Here is a 22,684-nt window from a genome sequence, read left to right on the forward strand (position 1 = left end):
CCGCCGTCGCCAACGAGCCCTCGGCAAGCTCACCCCAGTCGAGTTTGAGATGATCTACGCGACCGCAGCAGCGGCCTGACTACTACAAACCCCGAGTGTCAACCAGATCCGGGGCAGACCCTCGTGGACTTCTGGGCGTCCTGGTGCGGTCCGTGCCGCAAGTTCGCGCCCGTGTACGAGGAGGCGTCGACCAACCATCCGGACATGGTGTTCGGCAAGGTCGACACCGAGGCCGAGCGGGCTCTGGCCACGGCGGCCCACATCACCTCGATACCGACCCTGATGGCGTTCAAGGCGGGCACGCTGGTGTTCTCGCAGCCCGGTGCCCTGCCGGCCGCCGCCTTGGAGCAGGTGATCGCCAGCGTCCGTGACCTGGACGTCGATCCTGCCCTCGCCGATGGAGCGCAAGGCGCTTGATCGCACCTGCGCGCGGTGACATGCAGGCCCAGCTGCGTCCGGGGCGGTCGTGACCTAGGCGTCTGGTCCGCTGAGACCGGCCTCGATAGCGCGGATGATCCGCGGGCGAAGTTGGTCTGGCGAGATGACCTCGTCGACCGATCCCACCCGCACCGCCCGATGGATGTCGTGAACGATGTCGAACTCGGCGGCCACCTCGCTGATCTTCTCCGGGCGCACCGCTGACATGAGATCCGCCAGCTCGACGACGAGGCGGCCTCGCGTCGGGCCGGTCGCGTCGGCGGCCAAGGCCTCTGCCTCGCGGACGCGCGGGTCGGCCGCCGTGCGCCTGTCGACCTCGCCGGCGAACACGACCGCCGCTGCGGGGGCGCCACCGATGACCGAGGCGTACGACCCCTCCAGGGCCAGCACGGTGATGTTGGGGTTGAGGGTCTTCGAGAACACCACGAACGCCCCACCGTGGTAACGCGATATGACGCAGAAGACGATCGGGCCGTCGAAGTTGACGATCGCGCGGCCGATCTCTGCGCCGTACTCCAATTGCAGGTTGCGCATCGAATCCGGTGAGCCGTCGAAGCCGGACAGGTTGGCGAGCACGACGAGGGGTCGGTTGCCGCTCGCCGTGTTGATCGCCCGGGCCACCTTTTTCGAAGACCGCGGGAACAGCGTGCCAGCGGTGTAGGTGTCCGGGCCGTCAGTAGGCGGGAACCCGCGGCGAGGGAGCGGTCGGGACTCGATCCCGAGCAGGCAGACCGGGTAGCCCCCGAGGCGGGCGTCCTGGACAACAGCGGTGTCGGCGTCGGCCATACCCGCCCAACGTTCGAGCATCGGATGGTCCTGGTCGGCCAAGGCGCGCATCACGGTGCGGATGTCGAAGGCCTTCTTGCGGTCGGGGTTCGAGGCTGCGGAGAAGATCTCGCCGATGGTGGTGAACTCGCTGTCGACAGATACGTGCTCGAACGGTGAGACGTCGCGGTCAACGGGGTCGGTCGTGACCGCCCGCCGTGGGTGGCACTCGCCGGGCACGACGTAGGTGTGGTCGTAGTGGGCCAACATCACGCCGAACGCACCGGCCAGATCGGGTGCCCAGTACTGCGCCTGCCCGTTGGGTCCCATCACCCGGTCGTAGCCCCCGATGCCGAAGTTGTCCTCCGCGGACACACCACCGGAGAAGTCGAGTGACTGCTTGCCCGTCAGCACCATCGCGCTGTCCGGCGTCATCACCAGGATGCCCTTGGTGTGCATCAGCATCGTCGCCTCGGCGTTCCAATAGGGTTGCGCGCCGACATTGATGCCTGCGACGACGTTGATCTCGCCACCGGCCTGGGTGAACTCGATGATCCGCCTGAGCGCGGCCGCCACCCAGTCCATGTTCTCCGTGCCGGAATCCATCGATATCCGTGCACCCGCTGACAGGGCGTACCACTCGACCGGCACCTGCATCCGCTCCGCGAGGTCGATCGCGGCGATGACGCGCGAGCACTCCGGCTCCGACACCGCACCGAGCGCCTTCGTCGGATCCCCGCACAGCACGACCCGGGTGACTCCCTCGGGATGGAGGGGGGTCGGGGTGGTGACGACGGCGACCAGGATCCCGGCCGTGTTGAGCCCGGGTCCGCGGTCTACCGGCACCAGCGTGCCGGCGTCGTCGAGGTCGTGCTCGACGAAGCCCCCATCAGGACCTGTGAGCACCCCGGCCAGCTCGTAGGGGTAGACCAGGCCACGGCGGCGGGCGCGCGCGGCGTTGGCGGCGTACTCGTCGAGCGGCTTGAGCCGCTCGGTCGGTTGAGCCTCCACGGACGCCGTGACACCGGCCCCGGGCCGGGCGTGGAACCGGAGGGCGACTGGCGTGGCAGTGCCGTCGGGGCCAGCGAGGCGACCCTGCGCGAGCACCTCCACGATGCCGGCGCCGTCGGTGAGCGGCGTGATCTTGTCCTGCAGGGTGGTGAGCTGGTCGAGGTCGACCTCGACGACCGGCCAGACCTGGACCCACACGTGGTTGGTGTCGAGCTTGCTCCCGGCCGCGCCGCGTGACGTGCGGGCTCGGCGGATCGCCTCGAGGCAGTTCTCCACTGCCCGCTCCGCGTGCGGAAGGCCGGTGACCTTGCCGGTCTGGTCGCGCACTACGGCGAGCTGACGGACCTGGGCGAGTGCGACGAGTCGGCGGTCGGCCGGGTTCTCTCGCGCGACGCACTCGTAGAGCAGCACGTCCTCGGGCGCCTCGATCCGGGTCACGTGGAAGTTGCGCAATCGCCAGAGGTCGAGCCGGCGCCCGACCATCGGGTGCACGCCGCGGACCAGGTCGTCCTCGACCACGCCACCGTCGGCGCCGGGACGATAGGTGTAGTAGGTGACCGGCGTGTCCGCACCGGCGCACACCGCCACGGCGATCCGGCGTACGTCGGGGGCGAAGGGCAGCGACCCGACCATGCCGGCGAGCTCGGCGCTGGCCCGTTCGGGTGCCTCCGGGGCCTCTGGCCAGTGCACGTAGAGGTCGACCACCGCCTCGTGACCGGGGTCTCGCGCGGCGACCTGGTCGCCCGCGGCCGCGACCAGGTCGCTGTCCGGGTCGCCGAGTTCGGCGATCATGCCGACCGTGGACACCACGCGGGTCGGGCGGTCGTCGAGGACGTAGTCGGCCGCCGCGAAGGTGCGCCCCACGAGCACGGCGGACCGCAGGTCGTGCAGCTCGTGCTCGCGGTAGTGCCGGCGTAGCAGCACCTCGAGCAGGGGCTCCTGCTTCGGTACGCCGTTCTCGAGCCGCTCGGCGAGGAACCGCACGACCTGCTCGGGGATGGCGGCCAGCGCCTCCAGTCGGGCGGTCCGGTCAGGTGCGTCGGGGTCGGTGGCGAGCGATGCCACCTCGTCCCTGACCCGCGCCAGCACGCTCGAGCGCTCCTCGTCGACCAGCGGCTGGTCGAACCAGCGGAAGCGGGTGCTGCGGGCCAGGTCGCCGACCACCGGGAAGCGCAGCTGCGTGGACCTGACGAGCCGCTCGAGCAGGCCCCGTGCCGCGACCGCGAGGTCCGCGCCCGGCGGGGGCTCGACGATCCACCGCTGGAGCAGCTCGGTGGCGAGGCGGACCTCGGGCGCGGGGCGCTGCTGTGCCAAGAAGATGCGGAACACCGCTTCCTCCAGCTCCGGGGTCCGGTCCAGGTGGGTCACGCCGTAGTGGGCGAGGACGGTGACAAGGCGGTCGCGGAACTGCTCGGAAAGGGCGCCACGGTCCACGTCGAGGCTCTGCAGGAACGTGTGGAAGTGCTCCTTGGAACTGTGGACGCGCAGCTCGGTGTGCAGATCCTCCCCGACGGGTCGATTGCGGCTGAGCTCGGCAAGGTCGGCGAACAGGCCGAGGAGCTGGATCTCCTCGGCCACCACGTCCACGCCCCGCGCCACGAGCTCGTCGCGGGCCGTGAGATAGCCGGCGACCACGTCGCCGTCCTCACTCGCGTCCACGTCGTAGCCCATCACCATCGCGGCGACGTCGGCCCGGCCCCGTGCGGCACGCTCCCACGCGGAGGCGGGCGGGGTGGAGGTCGGAAGGTCCAGGGCAGGACCTGCCTCGTTGGGAGTCAGCTCCTGCTCTGCCGCATCCTCCTCGACGGGCGCAAGGCGGACCAGCGGGGCTCCGGTCTCGACCTGGCTGCCGGTGAGCACGAGCAGCTCGCTCACCCGCGCCGCGAACGGCGCACGTAGCACCGTCTCCATCTTCATGCTCTCCAGGACCAGCACCGGTGCGCCGGCCGCGACCATGTCGCCGGCCGCGACGGGTGAGGCGACGACCAGTGCGGGTGCCGGCGAGCGGAGCACGCCGCCCTCGTCGCGGCTCACCCGGTGGGTCACGCCGTCGACCTCGACGGCGTGGACCGGGCCGTGCGTGGCGGTCACCAAGCGGTAGCGCCGGTCGCCGACGGTCATCCGGGTGCGGAACTTGTCCAGCCTCTCGACGTCGGCCAGCACGACCTGCTCGACCCCGCCCGCCTCCACCGCGACCCGGAACCGCTGCGGTCCGATCTGGATCACGGCAACCTTGTAAGCCGTGCCACGCAGCTTGAAGTCGATCGCGCGGCCGACCTTGTGCTGCACCTGCGGGCGACCCCCGCGCGCGCTCTCGAGCAGGCGGAGGACCTCGACCTGCGCCTCGTCCTCATAGGCCTCGATGCCCGCCGCGACCACGGCGATGCCGGAGTGATCGTGCACGACGAGCCGTCCCTCCGCTCGGACCCGGTCGATCCAGCTCGTGTCGGCCCAACCGGCCTCGCCGTCGACGACCTCGGACTGGTCCAGCAGGTCGAGGATGAAGCCCTTGTTGGTGGCACCGCCCTCGATGACCACCGTGGTCTCCGCCATCGCCCGACGCAATCGGGCGATGGCCTCGTCGCGGGTGCTGCCGTAGGCGATGATCTTGGCGATCATCGAGTCGAAGTCGGCAGGAATGGTGTCGCCCTCTCCGACGCCGGTGTCCACGCGGACGCCCGGGCCCGAGGGCAGGTCGAGGAGGGCGATACGCCCGGGGGAGGGGGCGAAGTCGCGGTCCGGGTCCTCGGCGTTCAGCCGTGCCTCGACGGCGTGCCCGCGCTCCGCTGGCTTGGCGCCTTCGAGGCGCCCGCCGGCCGCCACGTGCAGCTGTGCCTTGACCAGATCGAGACCGGTCGTCGCCTCGGTGATCGGGTGCTCGACCTGCAGGCGAGTGTTGACCTCGAGGAAGGCGAAGGTCCGCTCGCCGGGGTGGTAGAGGAACTCCACGGTCCCGGCGCCGACGTAGCCGACGGCGAGCGCCAGCCGCTCGGCGGATGCCTTGAGCTCATCGGTCTGGCTGGCGTCGAGCAGGGGAGAGGCCGACTCCTCGATCACCTTCTGGTTGCGACGCTGCACCGTGCAGTCGCGTACGCCGACCGCCCACGCCGCGCCGTGGCTGTCGGCGATGAGCTGGACCTCCACGTGGCGTGCCCCGGTCACGAGGCGCTCGAGGAAGACCACGCCGCTGCCGAAGGCGCGCTCGGCCTCGTCGCGGGTGCGCTGGTAGGCGTCCTCGAGCTCGGCACCCGTGTCGACTCGGCGGATGCCTCGTCCGCCGCCGCCGGCGGTGGCCTTGAGCATCAATGGGTAGCCGACGCGGTCGGCTGCGGACAGCGCGTCCTGCAGCGTGTCGACCGGCCCCCCGCTCCACGGGGCGACGGGCACGCCGACCTCCTCCGCAAGGAGCTTGGAGCCGATCTTGTCGCCGAGTCTGCGCATCGCGTCGGCGCTCGGGCCGATGAAGGTGAGGCCGAGGCGGTCGCAGAGGTCCGCGAACGCGGGGTCCTCCGCGACGAAGCCCCAACCGACCCAGACGGCGTCTGCTGCGGACTCGACCAGCGCGCGCTCGAGAACAGCCAGGTCGATGTAGGGGCGGCCCGAGGCGGGGCCCAGTGGGTGCGCCTCGTCGGCCTCCCGGGCGAACATCGCCGTACGTTCCTCGTCGGTATGGAGGGCGATCGACCGGATCGGTGCGCCACCGCCCTCGGCGTTGAGGTCGCGGACGGCATGGATGAGCCGCATCGCAGCCTCGCCACGATTCACGATCGCCACTCGAGTGAACATAGGACCCCTTGATGTGGCAGTTTGGCGCGACACTGTCGCCCGGCGAATCTACTCTGGCCTATCTGGGGCGCGGTTCATCCGGGACACGATCTGCGCAGACTCGCGTGCACTGACGGACTGGTGGATCGGTGGCCTCAGTCCGATCCGCTGGCTGACGATGGGGTGAAGGACTCCTCGTGTGCCCGGGACAGGGCTCCCGCCAACGCTGCGTCCTGTGCGCCGAGTGCGTCCACGATGGCTGCATGGGCGGTGTCCTGGTCTGCGATCTTCACATCGGGGTGGAGGGCTACCTGGATGGTGCGGGCCTCGATGTTCAAGCCCTCCCACGTCGACAGCAACACGCTGTTGCCTGAGCCCTCCACGATGAGCCGATGGAACTGCACGGCTGCGGATACCCATGACCGGAGATCGCCTTCCTGGACCGCACTCTGCATCGCAATGAGCTGCTCCTTCAATGGTGTCGTCGGCATCCCGCGGGCTGCGGCCAGCTCGGCAGCGGCGCCCTCCAAGACCGCGCGTACCAACGCAACCTCGGCGTACTCGCTCTTCGAGGCCTTGCGCACTGTGACTCCTCGGTTGGGGGTGAACTCAATGAGTCCGCCCGCCTCGAGCTGGCGCAGGGCTTCCCGGACCGATCCCTGACTCACCTGCAGCTCCCGCGCGAGGCGGGTCTCCACCAGTCTCTCTCCCGCGGGGTACGCCCCGCCGAGGATGCGCCGCACGATCAAGTCGCGAACCTGCTGAGGAACTGGGATGCCTCGCACAGGGCGGGGTGGGGCGTCATCGCTGTGCGCTGAGAGCGGAACCGGCGTCATGCGAGCATGCTAGCCTCGAGGATCATCAATGATCGATGATCCAAGGAGAGCAAGTGAACCTGCAACTGGGCGATGTGGCCCCCGACTTCACCGTCGAGACCACTCGCGGCGTGATCAGCTTCCATGAGTACCTGGGCGACAGCTGGGGAGTTCTGTTCTCACATCCCGGCGACTTCACCCCCGTCTGCACGACCGAACTTGGGGCAGCGGCAACCCTCAAGCCGGAGTTCGACGCACGCAACGTCAAGCTCCTCGGCCTCTCCGTGGACTCCCTCCAGTCCCACCACGCTTGGGAGGGCGACATCGGCGAGACCCAAGGCACGGAGATGAACTTCCCCGTGATCGCTGATGTCGATGGGAAGGTTTCCGAGCTCTACGGGATGATCCACTCGGGCCTGAACGACACGCAGACGGTGCGCGCGGTCTTCGTGGTGGATCCGGACAAGAAGATCCAGCTCATCCTGCTCTACCCGATGACCACCGGCCGTAACTTCGCTGAGATCCTGCGGGCCATCGACGCCCTTCAGCTCTCCGCAGCAAACCCCGTGGCCACCCCGGCCGATTGGGTGCCCGGCCAAGACGTCATCATCGGTTTGGGCGTCAGCGACGACGACGCCCAGGTGAGATTTCCGGGGTACCGTGCGGTGAAGCCTTACCTCCGGCTCACCCCGCAGCCCAACTTCATCGCTCCATCGCTCGACGCCCAGTCCTAGCAGCCGGCGAGGTTCGTGAGGATGACCATGATCGATGCCGTTCAGCTGCTGGCTCTCAGCGATCCGGCCGGCCTCATGCCGGCTCGCCAGCAGATGGCACTCTCGTTGGGTTGGCACATCATCCTGGCGTCGTTCGGCGTTGCGTTCCCAGCGATCATCTTGGTCGCGCACTGGCGAGGGGTGTATCGCGGCGATACGGTCGCCTTGGGCTTGGCGAAGCGGTGGGCCAAGGTCTCAGCGGTGCTCTTCGCCATCGGAGCAGTGTCCGGAACGGTCTTGAGCTTCGAGATGGGATTGCTCTGGCCCGGCCTGATGGGCCCCTACGGCGACGTCCTGGGTCTGCCCTTTGCCTTCGAGGGACTCTCCTTCTTCGTCGAGGCCATCTTCCTGGGCCTCTACCTCTACGGCTGGGGGCGAGTCCCGCCCAAGCGACACCTGCTCATGCTCGTACCGATGGCGTTGGCAGGCGTAGTAGGAAGCTTCTGCGTCATCGCCGTCAACGCCTGGATGAACATGCCTGTGGGATTCCGCCTGGAGAACGGGCAGGTCGTCGACGTGGACCCGTGGGCGGTGCTTTTGAACCCCGGCGCCGTCCTGCAGTTCGCACACATGTGGGTAGCGGCCTACATGGTCGTCGGGTTCAGCGTTGCCGGGGTCTACGCCGCCGGGATGCTCCGGGGGAGACATGACCAACACCATCGGCTGGGGTTCACCATTCCTCTTGTCTTCGGTAGTGCTGCCGCTCTGGTGCAGCCTTTCATCGGCCATGTCCTCGGTCTGCGGATCGCGGAGGCGCAGCCGGCCAAGCTCGCTGCGTTCGAGCTCGCCACCGAGACCGAGAGCCCGTCCCCGCTACGCCTCGGCGGGTTGCTCATCGACGGCGAGGTCCGCTACTCGCTCGACATTCCTGGTCTCGGTTCGCTCATCGCCCGCAACTCGTTCACCAAGCCCGTCCAAGGGCTCGAGACCATTGCGCCCGCAGATCGGCCTCCTGTCAACATCACGCATCTGGCCTTCCAGTCCATGGTCGGCATCGGCACCCTGCTGTTCGTCGCCGTGCTGATCTACTGGTTCGCTCGGTGGCGGGGCCGCGATCTGCTGAGCAACCGATGGGTACTGCGCTTCGCAGTAGTCGCTGGTCCACTGGCCGTGGTGGCGATGGAGGCGGGCTGGATAGCGACCGAGGTCGGGCGCCAACCCTGGGTTGTGTACGGCTACCTGCGCACCCCGGACGCGGCCGGCGACAACCCGCAGATCTGGATCCTCCTGGCGGCGACGGCCGTTCTCTACACTGGTCTCACAGTTGGGGCGATAGTCGTGCTGCGGTCGATGTCCCGGAGGTGGCGCGCAGGCGAGGAGGACCTGCCCAGCCCGTACGGACCCGAGTCGACCACACCAGGTGGCACCAGGCACCGCGTCGAGCAAGGACCAGTGGATCCGTGACACTTGAGAACGTCGTAGCCGCGGCACTGTTCGCTGGGGTAGTCGCGTACGCACTGTTCGGCGGCGCCGACTTCGGATCCGGCTTCTTCGACCTGACCGCAGGCGGCACTCGGCGCGGCGCCGAGCTGCGGACGCTGATCGACCACAGCATCGGGCCCGTGTGGGAGGCCAACCACGTGTGGCTCATCTATGTGCTGGTCATGTGGTGGACCGGATTCCCTGAATCCTTCGCCAGCGCGATGAGCACCCTCATCCTACCGATGCTGTTTGCCCTGTTGGGCATCGTTCTGCGGGGCGCCGCGTTCGCATTCCGCAAGTTCGCGCCAACGATCGGGCAGGCGCAGCTCTACGGCGCGATCTTCGCCGGCGCGTCGATCATCACCCCGTTCTTCTTCGGGACTGTTGCGGGCGCCATCGCCTCTGGTCGGGTGCCGGCCGAGGGTCGCGGTGACGTCTGGTCGTCATGGCTCAATCCCACCTCGCTGTGGGGTGGGGTCATCGCCGTCGGGAGCAGTGCCTTCCTGGCCGGGGTCTTCCTCGCCGCCGACGCCCAGCGCGCGGATCGGCGTGCGCTGGCGGCGTCGATTCGCCAGCGCACGCTCGCCGTAGGGGCGGTCACCGGGACGATCGTTTTCGCCGCCTTGATCCCGATCCTGCAGGATTCGCCCACGCTTGCCGATGGGCTGACGGGGCGTGCCGCACCACTGGTCATCATCTCGGGGTTCACGGGGGCCGCAACCATGCTCCTCGTGGCCCTGCGTCGCTATCGCCCGGCACGCGTGACAGCTGTCGTCGCGGTGGCGTCGGTCGTCAGCGGTTGGGGCGTCGGCCAGTACCCCTGGCTGCTCGTCGACGAGGTGCGTATCTCCGACGGCGCGGGCGCCGACGCCACGTTGGTCGGCCTACTCGTTGTGGTCGGTCTGGCGTGCCTGCTCGTCCTGCCACCACTGGTCTACCTGTTCCGCCTCACCCAATCCGAAGAATGGGTGCATCACTGACGTCGCACGCTGACCAGATCGCGGTCCGACGGTCACCGCGTCCGCTGACCGGTTCCAGCAGTCGCCGCTGCCTCGTCGCGACCCTGCATACTGGCCAGTCCGCGCCTGTGCAGTAGCCACCCGCCGACGACCAGCAAGGCGCCGAAGGCGAGGAAGCCGATGTCCCAGGCCAGTGGCGAACCGACGTCGTCGCGCACGTGGTGAACTCCCAGGATGTGGTGGTCGACGATGCCCTCGATCAGGTTGAAGATGCCCCAGCCTGCCAGGACGAGCCCGAAGTGAAATGACCAGCTCGGAGCCAGGCGCCCTTCGCGCCATGACTTGATGGCCATGACGGAGCCTGCGAGGACCAGGAACCAGGTAGCGACGTGAAAGAAGCCGTCAGCCAACGTGTTCACCTCCAGGCCCGCAACTGTGTTCGTGGGGTAACTCTCGACGTGGCTCACCATGTGGTGCCACTGAAGTATCTGGTGAAGGACGATGCCGTCGATGAAGCCACCAAAGCCGAGACCATAGAGAAGACCTGCTGCCTTCGACGGCATAGTTCGACGGGTGGCTGCGACCGAGGGCGGGTACATGACGGCCCGGTACCCGGAACTCAAGGGCACATTCGCGGCCGGGCGACACGGTGAGGGACGGCGTCCGAGGTCTGACCTCGCCCCCACGGGCCGCTGGCGCCGGGCCACCTGCGTGCGCCCGAACAGCCAGCAGCTCGCGGGACAGCGAGACTAGTTGCTGCCTGAGCCGTGCATCACGCTGACGATCAAAATCACTGCGACGATGACGGCCAAGAGCGGTACCAGGTAGATGGCTCTCGGAATCTCGGGCACGATGCGTATCTCACGCAGAGGCCGGACTGGCCGCCCTAGCTTCGTCTGCGTGCGCCGAGTCAGCGAGTCCAGGGCGGCCGGCTTCACCTCTCACGACCTTCTGCGTCCTCATTCCCGTGCGCGCGCTCGTCGAGCATCTCCTCGCGTCCGTGCACGTCCGGTGCGTCGGCGACGTCGCCGTTGCGCTCGGCCTCGTTGTCGCCCAGCTCCATGAGCGCGACCTCGGGGTGGTGCAGGTCGAACGCCGGGGACTCCGAGCGGATGCGCGGCAGGGTGACGAAGTTGTGGCGCGGCGGCGGGCAGCTGGTCGCCCACTCCAGCGAGCGGCCCCAGCCCCACGGGTCGTCGACCTCGACCTTGGGGCCCTTGGCGGACACGTAGACGTTGTAGAGGAACGGGAGCGTGGAGGCGCCCAGCAGGAACGAACCCACCGTGGAGATCTGGTTCAGCGTGGTGAAGCCGTCCTCGGGCAGGTAGTCGGCGTAGCGACGGGGCATGCCCTCGACGCCGAGCCAGTGCTGCACCAGGAAGGTCGTGTGGAAGCCGACGAACAGGAGCCAGAAGTGGAGCTTGCCGAGGCGCTCGTCGAGCATCTTGCCCGTCATCTTCGGCCACCAGAAGTAGAAGCCGGCGAACATCGCGAAGACCACGGTGCCGAAGACCGTGTAGTGGAAGTGCGCCACCACGAAGTAGGAGTCGGAGACGTGGAAGTCCAGCGGCGGGCTGGCCAGGATGACACCGGTGAGACCACCGAAGAGGAAGGTGACCAGGAAGCCGATCGACCAGAGCATCGGGGTGTCGAACGACAGGGACCCGCCCCACATCGTGCCGATCCAGTTGAAGAACTTCACACCTGTGGGCACGGCGATGAGGAAAGACATGCCGGAGAAGAACGGCAGGTCGACTGCGCCGGTGACGTACATGTGGTGCGCCCACACCGCCACTGACAAGAGCATGATGCCGAGGGTCGCGGCCACCAACCCGACCTAGCCGAAGATCGGCTTGCGGCTGAAGACCGGGAGGATCTCGGAGACGATGCCGAAGAACGGCAACGCGATGATGTAGACCTCTGGGTGCCCGAAGAACCAGAACAGGTGCTGCCACAGCACCGGACCGCCGTGCGACGGGTCGAAGACGTGGGCTCCCAGAAGTCGATCGGCCGCGAGCATCAGCAACGCTCCTGCCAGCACCTGGAAGGCGACGATCGTGAGGAACGACGTGATGAGGACGTTCCAGGTGAAGATCGGCATCCGGAACATCGTCATGCCCGGCGTTCGCATCGTGATGATCGTGGTGATGAAGTTGACCGATCCCAGGATGGTCCCCAGCCCTGACATCCACAGACCCATCACCCACAGGTCGCCACCAACCCCGGGGCTGCGCACGGCGTCGGATAGCGGGGTGTAGGCGAACCAGCCGAAGCTCGCCGCCCCTGAGGGCGTGAGAAAGCTCGACAGAACGATCAACGAACCGAAGAGGTACAACCAGTAGCTGAACATGTTCAGGCGCGGGAACGCCACGTCGGGCGCGCCGATCTGCAGCGGCATGATCACGTTGGCGAAGCCCACGAACAGTGGGGTCGCGAAGAGGAGGAGCATGATCGTGCCGTGGATGGTGAAGAGCTGGTTGTACAGCTCGTCGTTGACCACCTGCGAGCCGGGATAGGCCAGCTCGGAGCGGATCAGCATGGCCATCAGCCCGCCGATCATGAAGAGCCCGAACGACGTGACGAGGTACATCTTCCCGATCAGCTTGTGATCGGTGGTCGTCAGCAGCCGCACAACGTGCTGGCCCAGCGACTTCTCGGTCGAGGCGGGGGGTGGCCGGACGTTGGTGGCAGTCATGTGAGGAGCCTCGTTTCGTGGAGGTGCAGTCGGCGATCGTGCGGTCAGCGGTATTGGGGAGGAAGCGCTCGGGCGAGGTCCTCGTACCCGCCCCCGTTCACAACATCCGGGAAGCCCTGCGCCAGCATCAGCTCCACGGCCTGGCCCGCACGATTGCCGGAAGCGCAGTAGACGACGTACGACTCCTTCGGGTCCAACTGCGCGATCTGCTGGTCGAAGTCCGGTGAGGCGAGGTCGATGTTCACTGCGTCGGTCAGGTGTCCGGCGTCGAACTCGGCTGGCGTGCGAACGTCGATGAGGGCGGCATCTCCCTCAAGGGCCGTTTCGACGACGCCTGGTTCGACCACAGCAGTGGACACGGCGGTCGCGCCGCTGCCGGACGACGGGCCCTCCTGCTGGTCCTCCGACTCAGACGCGCAGGAGGACGCAACCAGAGCGGCAGCCAGCACCAGCCCGATCAGGGCTGACCTCGCGCCGAGACGGATGGACGGCATCGTCACACCGATCCCTGCTGTCCGTCGGCCCGCACGACCGGACGGCCCTCGCGCGCCCACGCCTTCATGCCGCCGTCGAGGTTGACGACGTCCAGTCCGGCGGCGGCCAGGATCGACGCCGCTTGTGAGGAGCGGTTGCCGGACCGGCACACGGCGACGATCGTCGCGTCGGTGGGGAAGGCGTTGGGCTGGAGCTGCCCGAGGGGCACATGGATTGCTGCGTCAGCGTGCCCGGAGTCCCACTCACCTTGTTCGCGTACGTCGAGAAGGATCGCTCCGGCGTCCACCAGCCGTTCGGCCTGGGTGACGTCGACGTCTCGTGGGGCACGGGTGTTGGTGGTCAAGGTGTTCTCCTGTCGGGGCTTCGTGACGTGTCGCCGATCGGGGGACCGATTCATTGCGTTGCACGAAGGTCGCGGCGTACTGTCTGAAATGTACGTACATCCTGCACTACCCGGCAAGGAGCCCCGAATGCTGCACGTTGATGTTCTTGAGACCAGCGACCTTGGCGACCGCAGCTACGTCGTCCACGACGGCACTGTGGCGGTGGTCGTCGACCCGCAGAGGGACATCGATCGGGTCGAGGCCGTCCTCGCCGACCAGGGCCTCCGCTGTGTCGCAGTTCTCGAGACGCACATCCACAACGACTACGTGACCGGTGGCCTCGAGCTCGCGCGACGCACGGATGCCGACTACGTCGTCAATGGTGACGACCCGGTCGCGTTCGATCGGAAGGGCGTGTCCGACGGAGACCAGATGATCTTCGGATCGATGGTCATCACGGCGATGGCCACACCCGGACACACCGTCACCCACCTCTCCTACCTGGTGGAGGACGCTGACGGCGAGACGCCCGCCGCTGCCTTCACTGGAGGATCCTTGCTGTACGGCTCCGTGGGGCGTACGGACCTGGTCGACGAGGGTCGTACTGAGGAGCTCACGCGCGCTCAGTTCCACTCCGCGCGACGCCTTGCCGAGCTACCCGGAGAGACTCGGGTCTTCCCGACCCACGGGTTCGGCAGCTTCTGCTCGTCCGGATCCGCCTCGGGAGGAGAGGCCTCCACGATCGAGGAGGAGCGGGGGCGAAATGATGCTCTGACGGCATCGGACGAGAACTCGTTCGTCGAGACGCTGATCGCGAACCTGACGGCATATCCCGCCTATTACGCGCACATGGGTGCTCGGAACCTGGCAGGTCCGGGTCCCATCAACCTCAGCCTCCCCGAGCGCCTGGACGCGGATCGTCTCCGGAAGTTGCTGGAGTCTCGCGAGTGGGTCGTTGACCTCCGCACCCGCACGGCGTACGCCGCTGAGCACCTCGACGGCAGCATCGGCATCGAGCTCGGCCCCCAGTTCTCCACCTATCTCGGATGGCTGATCCCGTGGGGCAGCCCTCTCACGCTGATCGGGGACACCGCAGAGCAGGTCCAGGATGCCCAGCGCCAGCTGGTCCGGATCGGCATCGACCGACCGGACGCTGCGGCCTTCGGACCCTTGTCCGAGCTAACGACGGACGAGAGCCGGGTGGACGCCTACCCGGTGGCCACCTTTGCGGACCTGGCCGAGGCTGACCGCGACACCTTGGCCGTGCTGGACACCCGACGCGACGACGAGCGGGCGGCCGGAGGCATCGAGGGTTCCATCCACATCCCCCTGCACAGTCTTCTGCAGAGGATGGACGAGGTGCCGGACGTCCCTGTCTGGGTGCACTGCGCCAGCGGTTACCGCGCCTCCATCGCGGCCAGCCTCTTGGCTCGCGCCGGCCACGACGTGACGCTCGTGAACGACGAGTACGCCAAGGCCGGCGAACTCGGCCTCACCTGAGGTCCCACCTCCTTTTGCATCTCGGGTGCGGCTGCGAGGATGAGTCATGCCTGCCATGCAGATGAGTTCAGGGGTCGACGATGCTCGACAGCGCGTCGGACCGGTTCCCCGGGTTCCTGCGCCTCTCGTGCTGGGGGGACGCACACTGCCCACCGTCGGAGTCGCCCGCATCTACGTGTGTGGCATCACGCCGTACGACGTCACGCATCTGGGTCACGCGTCCACCTTCGTGTGGGCTGACCTGCTGGCAACCGTGCTGTCGACCGGGTCGGTGCAGGCGCGCACGTGTCGCAACGTGACGGACGTCGACGACGTCCTGACGACCGCCGCACGCGCCCGCGGGTGGCACTACGACGAGCTCGCGCTCACGCAGGAGGCGGTCTTCGATCGAAGCATGGCTGCTCTGAGGGTGGCCACGCCGTCGGCCCAACCCCGTGCTCGGCACCATGTGCAGGCTGTCGTGCAGCTGACCGACGCGCTCCTCGGGGCGGGGATGGCCTACGAGCGTCAGGGGACTGTGTGGTTTCGCGGCCAGGACGTGCCGGCCCGCGCCGGCCTGACCCACGATGCCGCATGGCGCCTCGCTGAGCAGTACGGCGACGAGCCCGGGAGTCCCGACAAGGAGGGTCCGTTCGACGTGGCCTTGTGGAGACCGTCCGGCGACGGTGCCCCCGCGTGGCCCAGTCCCTGGGGATGGGGGAGGCCAGGGTGGCACGCGGAGTGTGCGGCCATGGCCATGGCTGTCCACGGATCGTCGGTGGACGTCCTGCTCGGAGGTCAGGACCTGAGTTTTCCCCATCACGCCTACCAGTCAGCCATGGTCGAAGGTGTGTCAGGAGTGACACCCTTCGCGCGCGCCACGGTGCATGTCGGCGAGGTTCGCATCGGGGGCGCCAGGATGGCGAAGTCCACCGGCAACCTGGTGCTGGTCGACGATCTCCTCGGTGCCCGATCCCCGGCAGCCATGCGACTGCTGCTGCTGAGCCGGCCCTTTGCCGAGCCCTGGGACTTCCGACCCGACATGCTCGACGAAGCGGAGGAGCGACTGGCCCGCCTCTATGCGGCTGCGTCCGGCCCCGATGGCGGCGATCCGGAACTCGTCCACGCGGCGCTCAGCGTCGATCTCGACGCTCCACGAGCCCTGGCGCTCGCCGAGCGCCACGGGGGCGAGGTGGCCCGCCGGGCCATCGCCCTTCTCAAACTGGGCTGATCATCGGTGCGCCGCGTCGCCGTCAGCGCACGGCCCTCCCGATGCGCCGGGCAAGGTGAGCGGGGACGACCGCATCGCGGTCACGCAGGTGCCCGACAGCATCGCGAGCACGCACCAAGGAGGCGTACAGCGATGGACAGGTCGGGCACGCCTCGAGATGCGCGGTGAGACGACGGCGATCACGTCCAGGCAGGACATCGTCGAGATAGTCCGAGACCAAGGAGCGGGCGTCCCAACAGGTGAGCGGAACCCCCTTGCGCGCCGCGAGCCGTTCGGGTCCCTGGGCCAGGGCGCTGACCAGCATCATCCGCCCACGACGCAACCGCTGCTTGGCGGCGGCGAGACCCACCCCTTGGATGCGTGCGATCTCGGCCACGGTCAGTCCTTCCATGTCGTGCAGCACGACCACGGTGCGGTGGTCGAACGGGAGACGCAACAGGGCATCCTTGAGATCCTCGTTCGTCTGGGCGCGCTCAGCCACCAGCTCTGCGTCGACGACGTAGTCCGGGTCCTGCCACTGCTTCTCGACCATCGACACGACATCGTCGCTGGGCACCTCGCGTGCCCGCCGGGCGTGGTCGACGGCCAGGTTGTGCAGGATGCGGTGGAGCCACGTGGCCGGCGACGACTCGCCGCGGAACGAAGCCCGTCGCTCCCAGGCCCGGGCCAATGCTTCCTGCACCAGGTCCTCGGCCAGCACGGAGTCTCGGGCGATGCTGCTGGCGTAGCGCAGGAGCCCTGCCGCCTCCCTGGTCAGGACGCCTTCGTCGATCGACTCTGCCACGGGTCCTACCGCGTGACCCGCGAGCGCGATCCGATGCCGCCATCGACCGGGCAGGTGCGGATCCCCAGCACGGTGTAGAGGGGGCACGACCCAACCAGTGACGTTGTTGCCATCACGCCTGCGACGACGTAGAGGATGACGGGAACGACCCCGAGCGGGCCGACGACGATCCCGGCGACGACAAGAGCAGGAGCGACGAGGAACAGTCGCAGCCGACGGTCCAGGGTGCCCATGTTGGTCTTCATGATGGTCTCCTTCGAGTTGATGGTGCCCCATGGACGCAGCAGGTGGCGAGAGGGATACATCGGCCCGGCCTTCGCGTGCCGGTTGAATGCGGCAAGGACGTCACCTACCATTCTTCCAAAGATCTTTGGAGGAATGGTGGAAGAAGACGATCGCCGAGCACGCGTGTTCGACGAGCTCGCCGTGGTGGGCAAGGCGTTCGGCAGTGCCAAGCGGCTCGAGCTCGTCGAGCTTCTGGCGCAGGGGGAGCGGACGGTGGACGCGCTGGCGCGTGCCGCGGGCATGGGCCTCAGCACCGCGTCAGCGCACCTGCAGGTGCTCAAGCTGGCCAACCTGGTGATGACCCGGCGGGAGGGCACCAAGGTTCACTACCGGCTCGCAGGCGACGACGTCGCCCACCTCTACTCGGCGATGCGCACCGTGGCGCGTGAGCGCTCGGCCGACGTCAGCCAGGCGCTCGAGGCCTATCTCAACCTACCCGGTTCCGACGAGGTGGGACTGATCTCGCGCCCCGAGCTCGCGGAGCTGCTGGCCTCAGGCGAGATCACGCTGCTCGACGTGCGCCCGCCCGAGGAGTACCTCGCCGGTCACATCCCTGGTGCGCGCAACGCCCCGCTGGGGTCCCTCACCGACGAGGCTGCCGGTCTGCGTGCCTCAGCATCGGTCGTCGCCTACTGCCGCGGGAGCTTCTGCGTGATGGCTCACGACGCGGTCCGGTTGCTGGGCGGGGAGGGCATCGAGGCACGCCGCCTGGAGGACGGCATGCTCGAGTGGCGGACCGCGGGCCTGCCGGTCGCGAGCGGCGCACCGTGACGCCCGTGCGGGTGATGTTCGCCTGGCCCGCGCGCCGGTGGGCGGTCGCGTTCGGCGCTGCTGCAGCGTTCGTGCTGGTCGTTGCCGTGCCGACCGACCTGATCGACACCCCCGTGTTCGGCCGGGAGATCCCACCCACGTGGTGGGCGTGGCCGTCCTTGCTGGTGTCCTCGGTGTTGGGCGGCCTGCTCACCGCTACCTATGTGCGCGCACCGTCGCAGCCTGACCGGGTCTCCACCCGGCGCGGCGGCTGGATCGGCGGCATGCTCACCTACTTTGCCGTGGGATGCCCGGTGTGCAACAAGCTCGTGCTCCTCGCCCTCGGGAGCGCGGGAGCGATCACATGGTTCGAACCCTTCCAGCCGCTACTGCAAGGCGTAGCGGTCCTGGTCCTGCTCTGGGCGCTGCGAAGTCGGTTGCTCGGAGAACTGTCCTGTCCCACCACGCTGTCTGGAGACACTGTCCGTGCCTGAGCCCCGCAAGAGCCCCGTCCTTCCGATCGTCGTTGCAGTGATCGCGGCGATCGTCCTTCTCTTCGTGGTCGTCCAGGGGAACGGCGAGGAAAGCAATGAAGCCGCGGTCAGAAGTGCGCCGGTGACCGAGTCCGCGGCTCCCGCGGAGGCCGCCGAGCAGCTGGCACGACGCGACCCGGGCGACCCGATGGCTCTCGGTGACGTCGACGCGCCCGTCGTCATGATCGCCTACTCCGAGTTCCAGTGCCCGTTCTGTGGCAAGTTCGCCCGCGACACCGAGCCCACGCTCGTGGAGAAGTACGTCGACAGCGGCATCCTGCGCATCGAGTGGCGCGACTTCCCCTACCTCGGCTCGGAGTCGATGGTGGCCGCCCGCGGCGGTCGAGCGGCGGCTGCGCAGGACCGCTTCTGGGAGTTCGAGGAGGCGATGTACGCCGACCAGCTCCCGCCCAACAGCGGCGAGCTCAACGCGGACTACCTCACCTCGGTGGCCGAGGACATCGGCCTCGACGTCGACGAGTTCCGTGAGCACCTCTCGGACGTTGCTGCCAGTGAGGCGCTGGTGCAGAAGGACTTCGCTGAGGGGCAAGCGATCGGAGTAACTGGCACTCCGGCCTTCGTGATCAACGGCGTACCCGTGATCGGCGCCCAGCCGATCGAGGTCTTCGAGCAGACCATCGAGCAGGCTGCGAAGGACGCTGGGTCGTGAGCGAAGTCGGCGTGCTGGCGGCGTTCGCCGCCGGGATCCTGGCACTGCTCTCGCCGTGCAGTGCGCTGCTGCTGCCGTCGTTCTTCGCCTACGCCTTTGCGAGCCGTCGGGCGCTGGTCGGGCGCACGTCGGTCTTCTACCTCGGGCTCCTCCTGACCCTCGTGCCCCTCGGCACAGGAGCCGGTGCTGCCTCGTCCCTCTTCTACGGCCACCGGCCGCTCCTCATCGCGATCGCGGGCTGGACGATCATCGGGCTCGGTGTCCTCCAGCTACTCGGGCGAGGCTTCGCAATGCCTGGAGCTCAGTGGCTGCAGTCGTGGGCGGCGTCGCGCGGAGGTGAGGGGTGGGCGTCGACACTGGTCCTCGGAGCTGTCTACGGCCTTGCCGGTTTCTGTTCCGGGCCTGTGCTCGGCGCCATCCTCACTCTGGCTGCGACGCAGGACTCGCCATGGCAGGGCGGGGCGCTTCTTGCCGTTTACGCGCTCGGCATGGCGGCGCCGCTCCTCGTCCTCGCAGTCCTCTGGGACCGCTTCGACCTGGGTAGTCGTCGCTGGTTGCGCGGTCGGATGCTGTCCTTCGGCCGTCTCCAGGTGCACACCACGTCGTTGGTCGCCGGGCTGCTGTTCATCGCGGTGGGTGCCGTGTTCCTGCGATACGACGGCACTGCGGGACTGACCGGCTCGCTCGGCATGGGAGACCTCACTGACGTGGAGTACGACGCGCAGCGCACCGTGACCGAGTGGGCGGCCCAGGTGCCATCGTGGGTGCTCCCGTTGGGGGTGGTGCTGGTCGCCCTGACAGTGGCTTGGCGCCGGCGGGGGAGTGAGGCCGAGCGGTCAACCGAGGACGATCGGGTCGACGCGCGCTGACGCCGTCCTGCGCGTTGGAAGGGCCGTGCTCATGTGCGGGCGAAGCGACTGATGTCGTCGGCGAAGTCGGAGACCGTCGTGGGCTCCAGCGTGGGGCGGGTTCCGTCTAGGACGTCAAGGACGTCGGCAGTCGAGGCGGGGCGGCGACTGCCGTGATCGACCGTCGCCTCGAACATGCGCTGGGCCACCCCACGCGCCGCGTGCTCGATGTCCGCAGGCGTGAAGTCGGCCGACGCGACGACCAGAGCATCCAGGTCGACATCGTGCTCGCCCATCTGCATCAGGTGTCGCTCCCACATGGCTTTGCGGGCGACGTCGTCGGGCGGTCCGACCGGCAGGACGTAGTCGAAGCGGCCATGCCTGAGGAAGGCCGAGTCGAGGGTCCGGACGGAGTTCGTGGCGCAGACGAAGAGACGACCCTGGCGCCGTCTGAACGACACCAGCACCTTCAGCAGCTCGTTGACCACTGCCACTGATCCGGCCGAGGCCTCGCGCTGGGCTGCGATCTCCTCGACCTCGTCGATGAAAACGACGGCATGCTCGAGGTCGTCGAGCTGCGCGAAGGCGGCACCGAGCCCTGCCGGGAGGCCGCCGTCGGCCATCGCCATGCGGGACGGGAAGAGCTCGACGAAGGGCCAGTCCAGCCGGCTCGCCACGCCGCGCGCGAACGTCGTCTTCCCCGTCCCGGGTGGGCCGAACAGCAGGACGGCGCGCGGCGGCTGGACGCCGTGTGCCGCTGCAGTCTGTGGCTGTGACAGGGGCAGGATCAGACGGCGTTCGATCAACGACTTCTCCTCGGTCATCCCGGAGATGTCTGCCCACAGGCCCTGGGGAAGCATCTCGCCACCGAGATCGCGGAGCAGGGCGGCAGTGCGGGGATCGACACCCTCGGTCTTCTCGAACAGCAGCATCGGGGCACGCTCGCTGAAGCCACAGTTCAAGAAGGCCTGGGTACCGGTCTCGTGCGCGGGCAGGACGCCGCGGATCCGGCGTACGCCGAGCGCCACGAGCCGCTGCTCGAGAGCACCGATCAAGCTGCTCCCGAGCCCCCGTCCGCGTGCCGTGGGGTGGAGCGTGAGCCGCAGGACCCAAGCGGTGTCACCGTCGACGCGACTGACGGCCGCGCCCACCACTGCGCCTTCGCGCACCGCAACGACCCCCGGGTGGCGGTCCGTCACCGCCGACACCACCTCTGCCATGGTGAAGGCGGGGTCCTCGTGCGCGGTCGAGGACGCGTCGTCGAGTCGCACCAGGTCTTCGACGTCCTGTGGGGACGCCTCGCGCAGCAGCCACTCCATCCGGCGCACCTGACCCGTAGGTCAGGCGAGACCCTTCAGCATCAGGTTCCAGTACATGAACGGGAGGCCGCGCCGCTTGAGGTACCACATGTCGCGGCGCTCCTTGGTGGCGTCGATCAACGGGAACGACGGAGCAGGATCGAGGTTGTAGTCGAACTCCGCGAGCAGCATCTTGTTGCGCGCCGTCGTGAGGGGGCAGGACGCGTAGCCGTCGTACGACGCGTCCGGCTCTTCGCCGGCCATCACGGAGCGCAGGTTCTTGGTGACGACAGGTGCCTGCTTGCGGATCGCCGCGCCCGTCTTGGAGTTGGGCGTGGAGCCGGCGTCGCCCAGTGCGAAGACGTTGGGGAAGCGCGTGTGCTGCATCGTGTGCTTGTCCACGCCCACATAGCCCATCGGGTTCTCCGGGTCGGCGAGGGGACCACCCTTGATCCAGTCGGGGGCTGACTGCGGCGGCACGACGTGAGCCATGTCGAACGAGATGTCGGTCGTCGACTGATCGGTGTTGTTGCGGATGACCGCTTTCCTGCCCGGGCCGTCGATCTCGACCAGCTCGGAGTTCTTGTGGACCTCGATGCCATAGCGAGCCACGACGCGCTCGAGCTCGTCGGCGAACACCTTGACCCCGAACATGCCGGGGGTGGGAAGGACGAGGACGACACGGGTGTCCTTCAGGGTGCCCTGCTGCCGCCAGTAGTCGGCGGCCAGGTAGGCGATCTTCTGGGGGGCGCCCGCGCACTTGATCGGACCTGCCGGCATCGTGAACACCGCGGTACCGCCACGCGTAGCCTGGATGTTGCGCCACGTTGTTGGAGCGGAGTCGAGCAAGTAGTTGGTCGACACCGCGGGTGCGTCCATCGCCTCCTTCATTCCTGCGACGCCCTCGAAGTTGAGCTGGATGCCCGGGCACACCACGAGGTAGTCGTAGCCGACGTCGGTGCCGTCGTCGAGCGCGACCAGCTGTCGCTCGGGGTCGACGCCCTCGGCCCGCTTCCGGATCCAGCTGACACCCGACGGCATCACCTTGGCCTGTGGCCGAGCGGACTCGGCGGCGGGTGCGCAGCCGCCACCGACCAGCGTCCACAGAGGCTGGTAGTAGTGGGTCGTGGCCGGGTCGATGACCGCGACGTCGGCCTCGCCGGCCTTCCGAAGGCGCGCGGCGACGCTGATCCCGGCCGAGCCGCCTCCGATGATGACGATCTTGTGCTGCCGTGCAGTGGCCATGAGGTCGTGGACTCCCACCTACGTCGCACCCCTGGTGCAGATGCGGAATGAACGGACATTTGCTTGAGTGACGCACATTACGCCGCGCCTGTCGCAGCGG

19 protein-coding genes and 1 pseudogene are annotated in these 22,684 nt (G+C 68.1%); 10 read left to right on the forward strand and 10 right to left on the reverse strand.

The genetic code is table 11. The annotated features are described in order from the left end of the window. Nucleotides 1-75 precede the first annotated feature (75 nt). Nucleotides 76-417 (forward strand): thioredoxin family protein, encoded by a 342-nt coding sequence (locus tag AC57BS_RS01305; RefSeq protein WP_496409791.1) that lies wholly within the window; start codon nucleotides 76-78, stop codon nucleotides 415-417. Nucleotides 418-471: 54 nt separating this feature from the next. On the opposite strand, the gene AC57BS_RS01310 is transcribed toward AC57BS_RS01305, so the two are convergent. Continuing rightward, entirely contained in the window at nucleotides 472-5,988 is a 5,517-nt protein-coding gene (locus AC57BS_RS01310) for an ATP-binding protein (protein WP_496409747.1), read from the reverse strand. A 146-nt stretch (nucleotides 5,989-6,134) separates the two neighbouring features. Beyond that, a complete protein-coding gene (locus AC57BS_RS01315) occupies nucleotides 6,135-6,815 on the reverse strand; it encodes a GntR family transcriptional regulator (protein ID WP_496409748.1) in 681 nt (226 codons plus the stop codon). Between the two features lie 53 nt (nucleotides 6,816-6,868). Between AC57BS_RS01315 and AC57BS_RS01320 the strand changes: the two genes are divergently transcribed. Genes AC57BS_RS01320 through AC57BS_RS01330 form a run of 3 tightly spaced genes read left to right on the forward strand, consistent with a single transcriptional unit; the run spans nucleotide 6,869 to nucleotide 9,969 of the window. Continuing rightward, nucleotides 6,869-7,528 (forward strand): peroxiredoxin, encoded by a 660-nt coding sequence (locus tag AC57BS_RS01320; protein ID WP_496409749.1) that lies wholly within the window; start codon nucleotides 6,869-6,871, stop codon nucleotides 7,526-7,528. Between the two features lie 21 nt (nucleotides 7,529-7,549). Continuing rightward, nucleotides 7,550-8,971 (forward strand): cytochrome ubiquinol oxidase subunit I, encoded by a 1,422-nt coding sequence (locus AC57BS_RS01325; protein WP_496409750.1) that lies wholly within the window; start codon nucleotides 7,550-7,552, stop codon nucleotides 8,969-8,971. Beyond that, a complete protein-coding gene (locus AC57BS_RS01330) occupies nucleotides 8,968-9,969 on the forward strand; it encodes a cytochrome d ubiquinol oxidase subunit II (RefSeq protein ID WP_496409751.1) in 1,002 nt (333 codons plus the stop codon). The genes AC57BS_RS01325 and AC57BS_RS01330 overlap by 4 nt, the downstream gene beginning before the upstream one ends. Before the next feature lie 32 nt (nucleotides 9,970-10,001). Here the strand turns inward: AC57BS_RS01330 and AC57BS_RS01335 are convergent, their stop codons facing one another. The 4 genes and pseudogenes from AC57BS_RS01335 to AC57BS_RS01350 all read right to left on the reverse strand — a co-directional run bounded on the left by AC57BS_RS01335 (nucleotide 10,002) and on the right by AC57BS_RS01350 (nucleotide 13,481). Then, nucleotides 10,002-10,511, reverse strand: a complete 510-nt coding sequence (locus AC57BS_RS01335; RefSeq protein ID WP_493824455.1) for a DUF2243 domain-containing protein — start codon at nucleotides 10,509-10,511, stop codon at nucleotides 10,002-10,004. Between the two features lie 371 nt (nucleotides 10,512-10,882). Continuing rightward, nucleotides 10,883-12,643, reverse strand: a pseudogene (gene ctaD, locus AC57BS_RS01340) (aa3-type cytochrome oxidase subunit I). Between the two features lie 44 nt (nucleotides 12,644-12,687). Continuing rightward, nucleotides 12,688-13,137: a rhodanese-like domain-containing protein gene (locus tag AC57BS_RS01345; protein ID WP_493824535.1), complete on the reverse strand. Its 450-nt coding sequence runs from the start codon at nucleotides 13,135-13,137 to the stop codon at nucleotides 12,688-12,690. Between the two features lie 2 nt (nucleotides 13,138-13,139). Continuing rightward, entirely contained in the window at nucleotides 13,140-13,481 is a 342-nt protein-coding gene (locus AC57BS_RS01350) for a rhodanese-like domain-containing protein (protein WP_493824456.1), read from the reverse strand. Here AC57BS_RS01350 and AC57BS_RS01355 point away from each other — a divergent pair. Both AC57BS_RS01355 and AC57BS_RS01360 read left to right on the forward strand, forming a co-directional pair. After that, entirely contained in the window at nucleotides 13,474-14,961 is a 1,488-nt protein-coding gene (locus AC57BS_RS01355; RefSeq protein ID WP_496409752.1) for an MBL fold metallo-hydrolase, read from the forward strand. The two genes, AC57BS_RS01350 and AC57BS_RS01355, sit on opposite strands and share 8 nt — an antisense overlap. A gap of 46 nt (nucleotides 14,962-15,007) precedes the next feature. Beyond that, on the forward strand, nucleotides 15,008-16,171 hold the full coding sequence (locus AC57BS_RS01360; RefSeq protein WP_493824458.1) for a cysteine--tRNA ligase: 1,164 nt from the start codon (nucleotides 15,008-15,010) through the stop codon (nucleotides 16,169-16,171). Between the two features lie 22 nt (nucleotides 16,172-16,193). Here the strand turns inward: AC57BS_RS01360 and AC57BS_RS01365 are convergent, their stop codons facing one another. Further along, nucleotides 16,194-16,955, reverse strand: coding sequence for a sigma-70 family RNA polymerase sigma factor (locus AC57BS_RS01365; protein ID WP_496409753.1), 762 nt, complete (start codon nucleotides 16,953-16,955; stop codon nucleotides 16,194-16,196). A 5-nt stretch (nucleotides 16,956-16,960) separates the two neighbouring features. Next, nucleotides 16,961-17,200 carry a YgaP-like transmembrane domain gene (locus AC57BS_RS01370; protein ID WP_493824536.1) on the reverse strand — a complete coding sequence of 80 codons (240 nt, stop codon included), beginning with the start codon at nucleotides 17,198-17,200 and terminating at the stop codon, nucleotides 16,961-16,963. Between the two features lie 163 nt (nucleotides 17,201-17,363). Between AC57BS_RS01370 and AC57BS_RS01375 the strand changes: the two genes are divergently transcribed. Genes AC57BS_RS01375 through AC57BS_RS01390 form a run of 4 tightly spaced genes read left to right on the forward strand, consistent with a single transcriptional unit; the run spans nucleotide 17,364 to nucleotide 20,062 of the window. After that, nucleotides 17,364-18,011, forward strand: coding sequence for an ArsR/SmtB family transcription factor (locus AC57BS_RS01375; protein WP_496409754.1), 648 nt, complete (start codon nucleotides 17,364-17,366; stop codon nucleotides 18,009-18,011). 14 nt (nucleotides 18,012-18,025) lie between these two features. Then, the gene (locus AC57BS_RS01380) at nucleotides 18,026-18,484 is read left to right on the forward strand and encodes a hypothetical protein (protein ID WP_496409792.1); all 459 of its coding nucleotides are present in this window, start codon (nucleotides 18,026-18,028) and stop codon (nucleotides 18,482-18,484) included. Further along, nucleotides 18,477-19,193, forward strand: coding sequence for a DsbA family protein (locus tag AC57BS_RS01385; RefSeq protein WP_496409755.1), 717 nt, complete (start codon nucleotides 18,477-18,479; stop codon nucleotides 19,191-19,193). Before AC57BS_RS01380 ends, AC57BS_RS01385 begins: the two co-directional genes overlap by 8 nt. Next, nucleotides 19,190-20,062, forward strand: a complete 873-nt coding sequence (locus AC57BS_RS01390) for a cytochrome c biogenesis CcdA family protein (protein ID WP_496409756.1) — start codon at nucleotides 19,190-19,192, stop codon at nucleotides 20,060-20,062. The genes AC57BS_RS01385 and AC57BS_RS01390 overlap by 4 nt, the downstream gene beginning before the upstream one ends. Before the next feature lie 29 nt (nucleotides 20,063-20,091). On the opposite strand, the gene AC57BS_RS01395 is transcribed toward AC57BS_RS01390, so the two are convergent. Next, on the reverse strand, nucleotides 20,092-21,360 hold the full coding sequence (locus AC57BS_RS01395) for an ATP-binding protein (protein ID WP_496409757.1): 1,269 nt from the start codon (nucleotides 21,358-21,360) through the stop codon (nucleotides 20,092-20,094). Nucleotides 21,361-21,381: 21 nt separating this feature from the next. Continuing rightward, nucleotides 21,382-22,584, reverse strand: a complete 1,203-nt coding sequence (locus tag AC57BS_RS01400) for an NAD(P)/FAD-dependent oxidoreductase (protein WP_496409758.1) — start codon at nucleotides 22,582-22,584, stop codon at nucleotides 21,382-21,384. Nucleotides 22,585-22,684 lie beyond the last annotated feature (100 nt).

The organism is Nocardioides sp. BGA-UO-ETr-FS32 (assembly GCF_059567905.1).

Excerpts from the sequence above, each read along its gene's own strand:
- AC57BS_RS01315 (WP_496409748.1), bottom strand. The coding sequence starts at position 6,815 with ATGACGCCGGTTCCGCTCTCAGCGCACAGCGATGACGCCCCACCCCGC.
- AC57BS_RS01325 (WP_496409750.1), top strand. The coding sequence starts at position 7,550 with ATGACCATGATCGATGCCGTTCAGCTGCTGGCTCTCAGCGATCCGGCC.
- AC57BS_RS01335 (WP_493824455.1), bottom strand. The coding sequence starts at position 10,511 with ATGCCGTCGAAGGCAGCAGGTCTTCTCTATGGTCTCGGCTTTGGTGGC.
- AC57BS_RS01345 (WP_493824535.1), bottom strand. The coding sequence starts at position 13,137 with ATGCCGTCCATCCGTCTCGGCGCGAGGTCAGCCCTGATCGGGCTGGTG.
- AC57BS_RS01360 (WP_493824458.1), top strand. The coding sequence starts at position 15,008 with ATGCCTGCCATGCAGATGAGTTCAGGGGTCGACGATGCTCGACAGCGC.
- AC57BS_RS01370 (WP_493824536.1), bottom strand. The coding sequence starts at position 17,200 with ATGAAGACCAACATGGGCACCCTGGACCGTCGGCTGCGACTGTTCCTC.
- AC57BS_RS01380 (WP_496409792.1), top strand. The coding sequence starts at position 18,026 with ATGTTCGCCTGGCCCGCGCGCCGGTGGGCGGTCGCGTTCGGCGCTGCT.
- AC57BS_RS01395 (WP_496409757.1), bottom strand. The coding sequence starts at position 21,360 with ATGGAGTGGCTGCTGCGCGAGGCGTCCCCACAGGACGTCGAAGACCTG.
- AC57BS_RS01400 (WP_496409758.1), bottom strand. The coding sequence starts at position 22,584 with ATGGCCACTGCACGGCAGCACAAGATCGTCATCATCGGAGGCGGCTCG.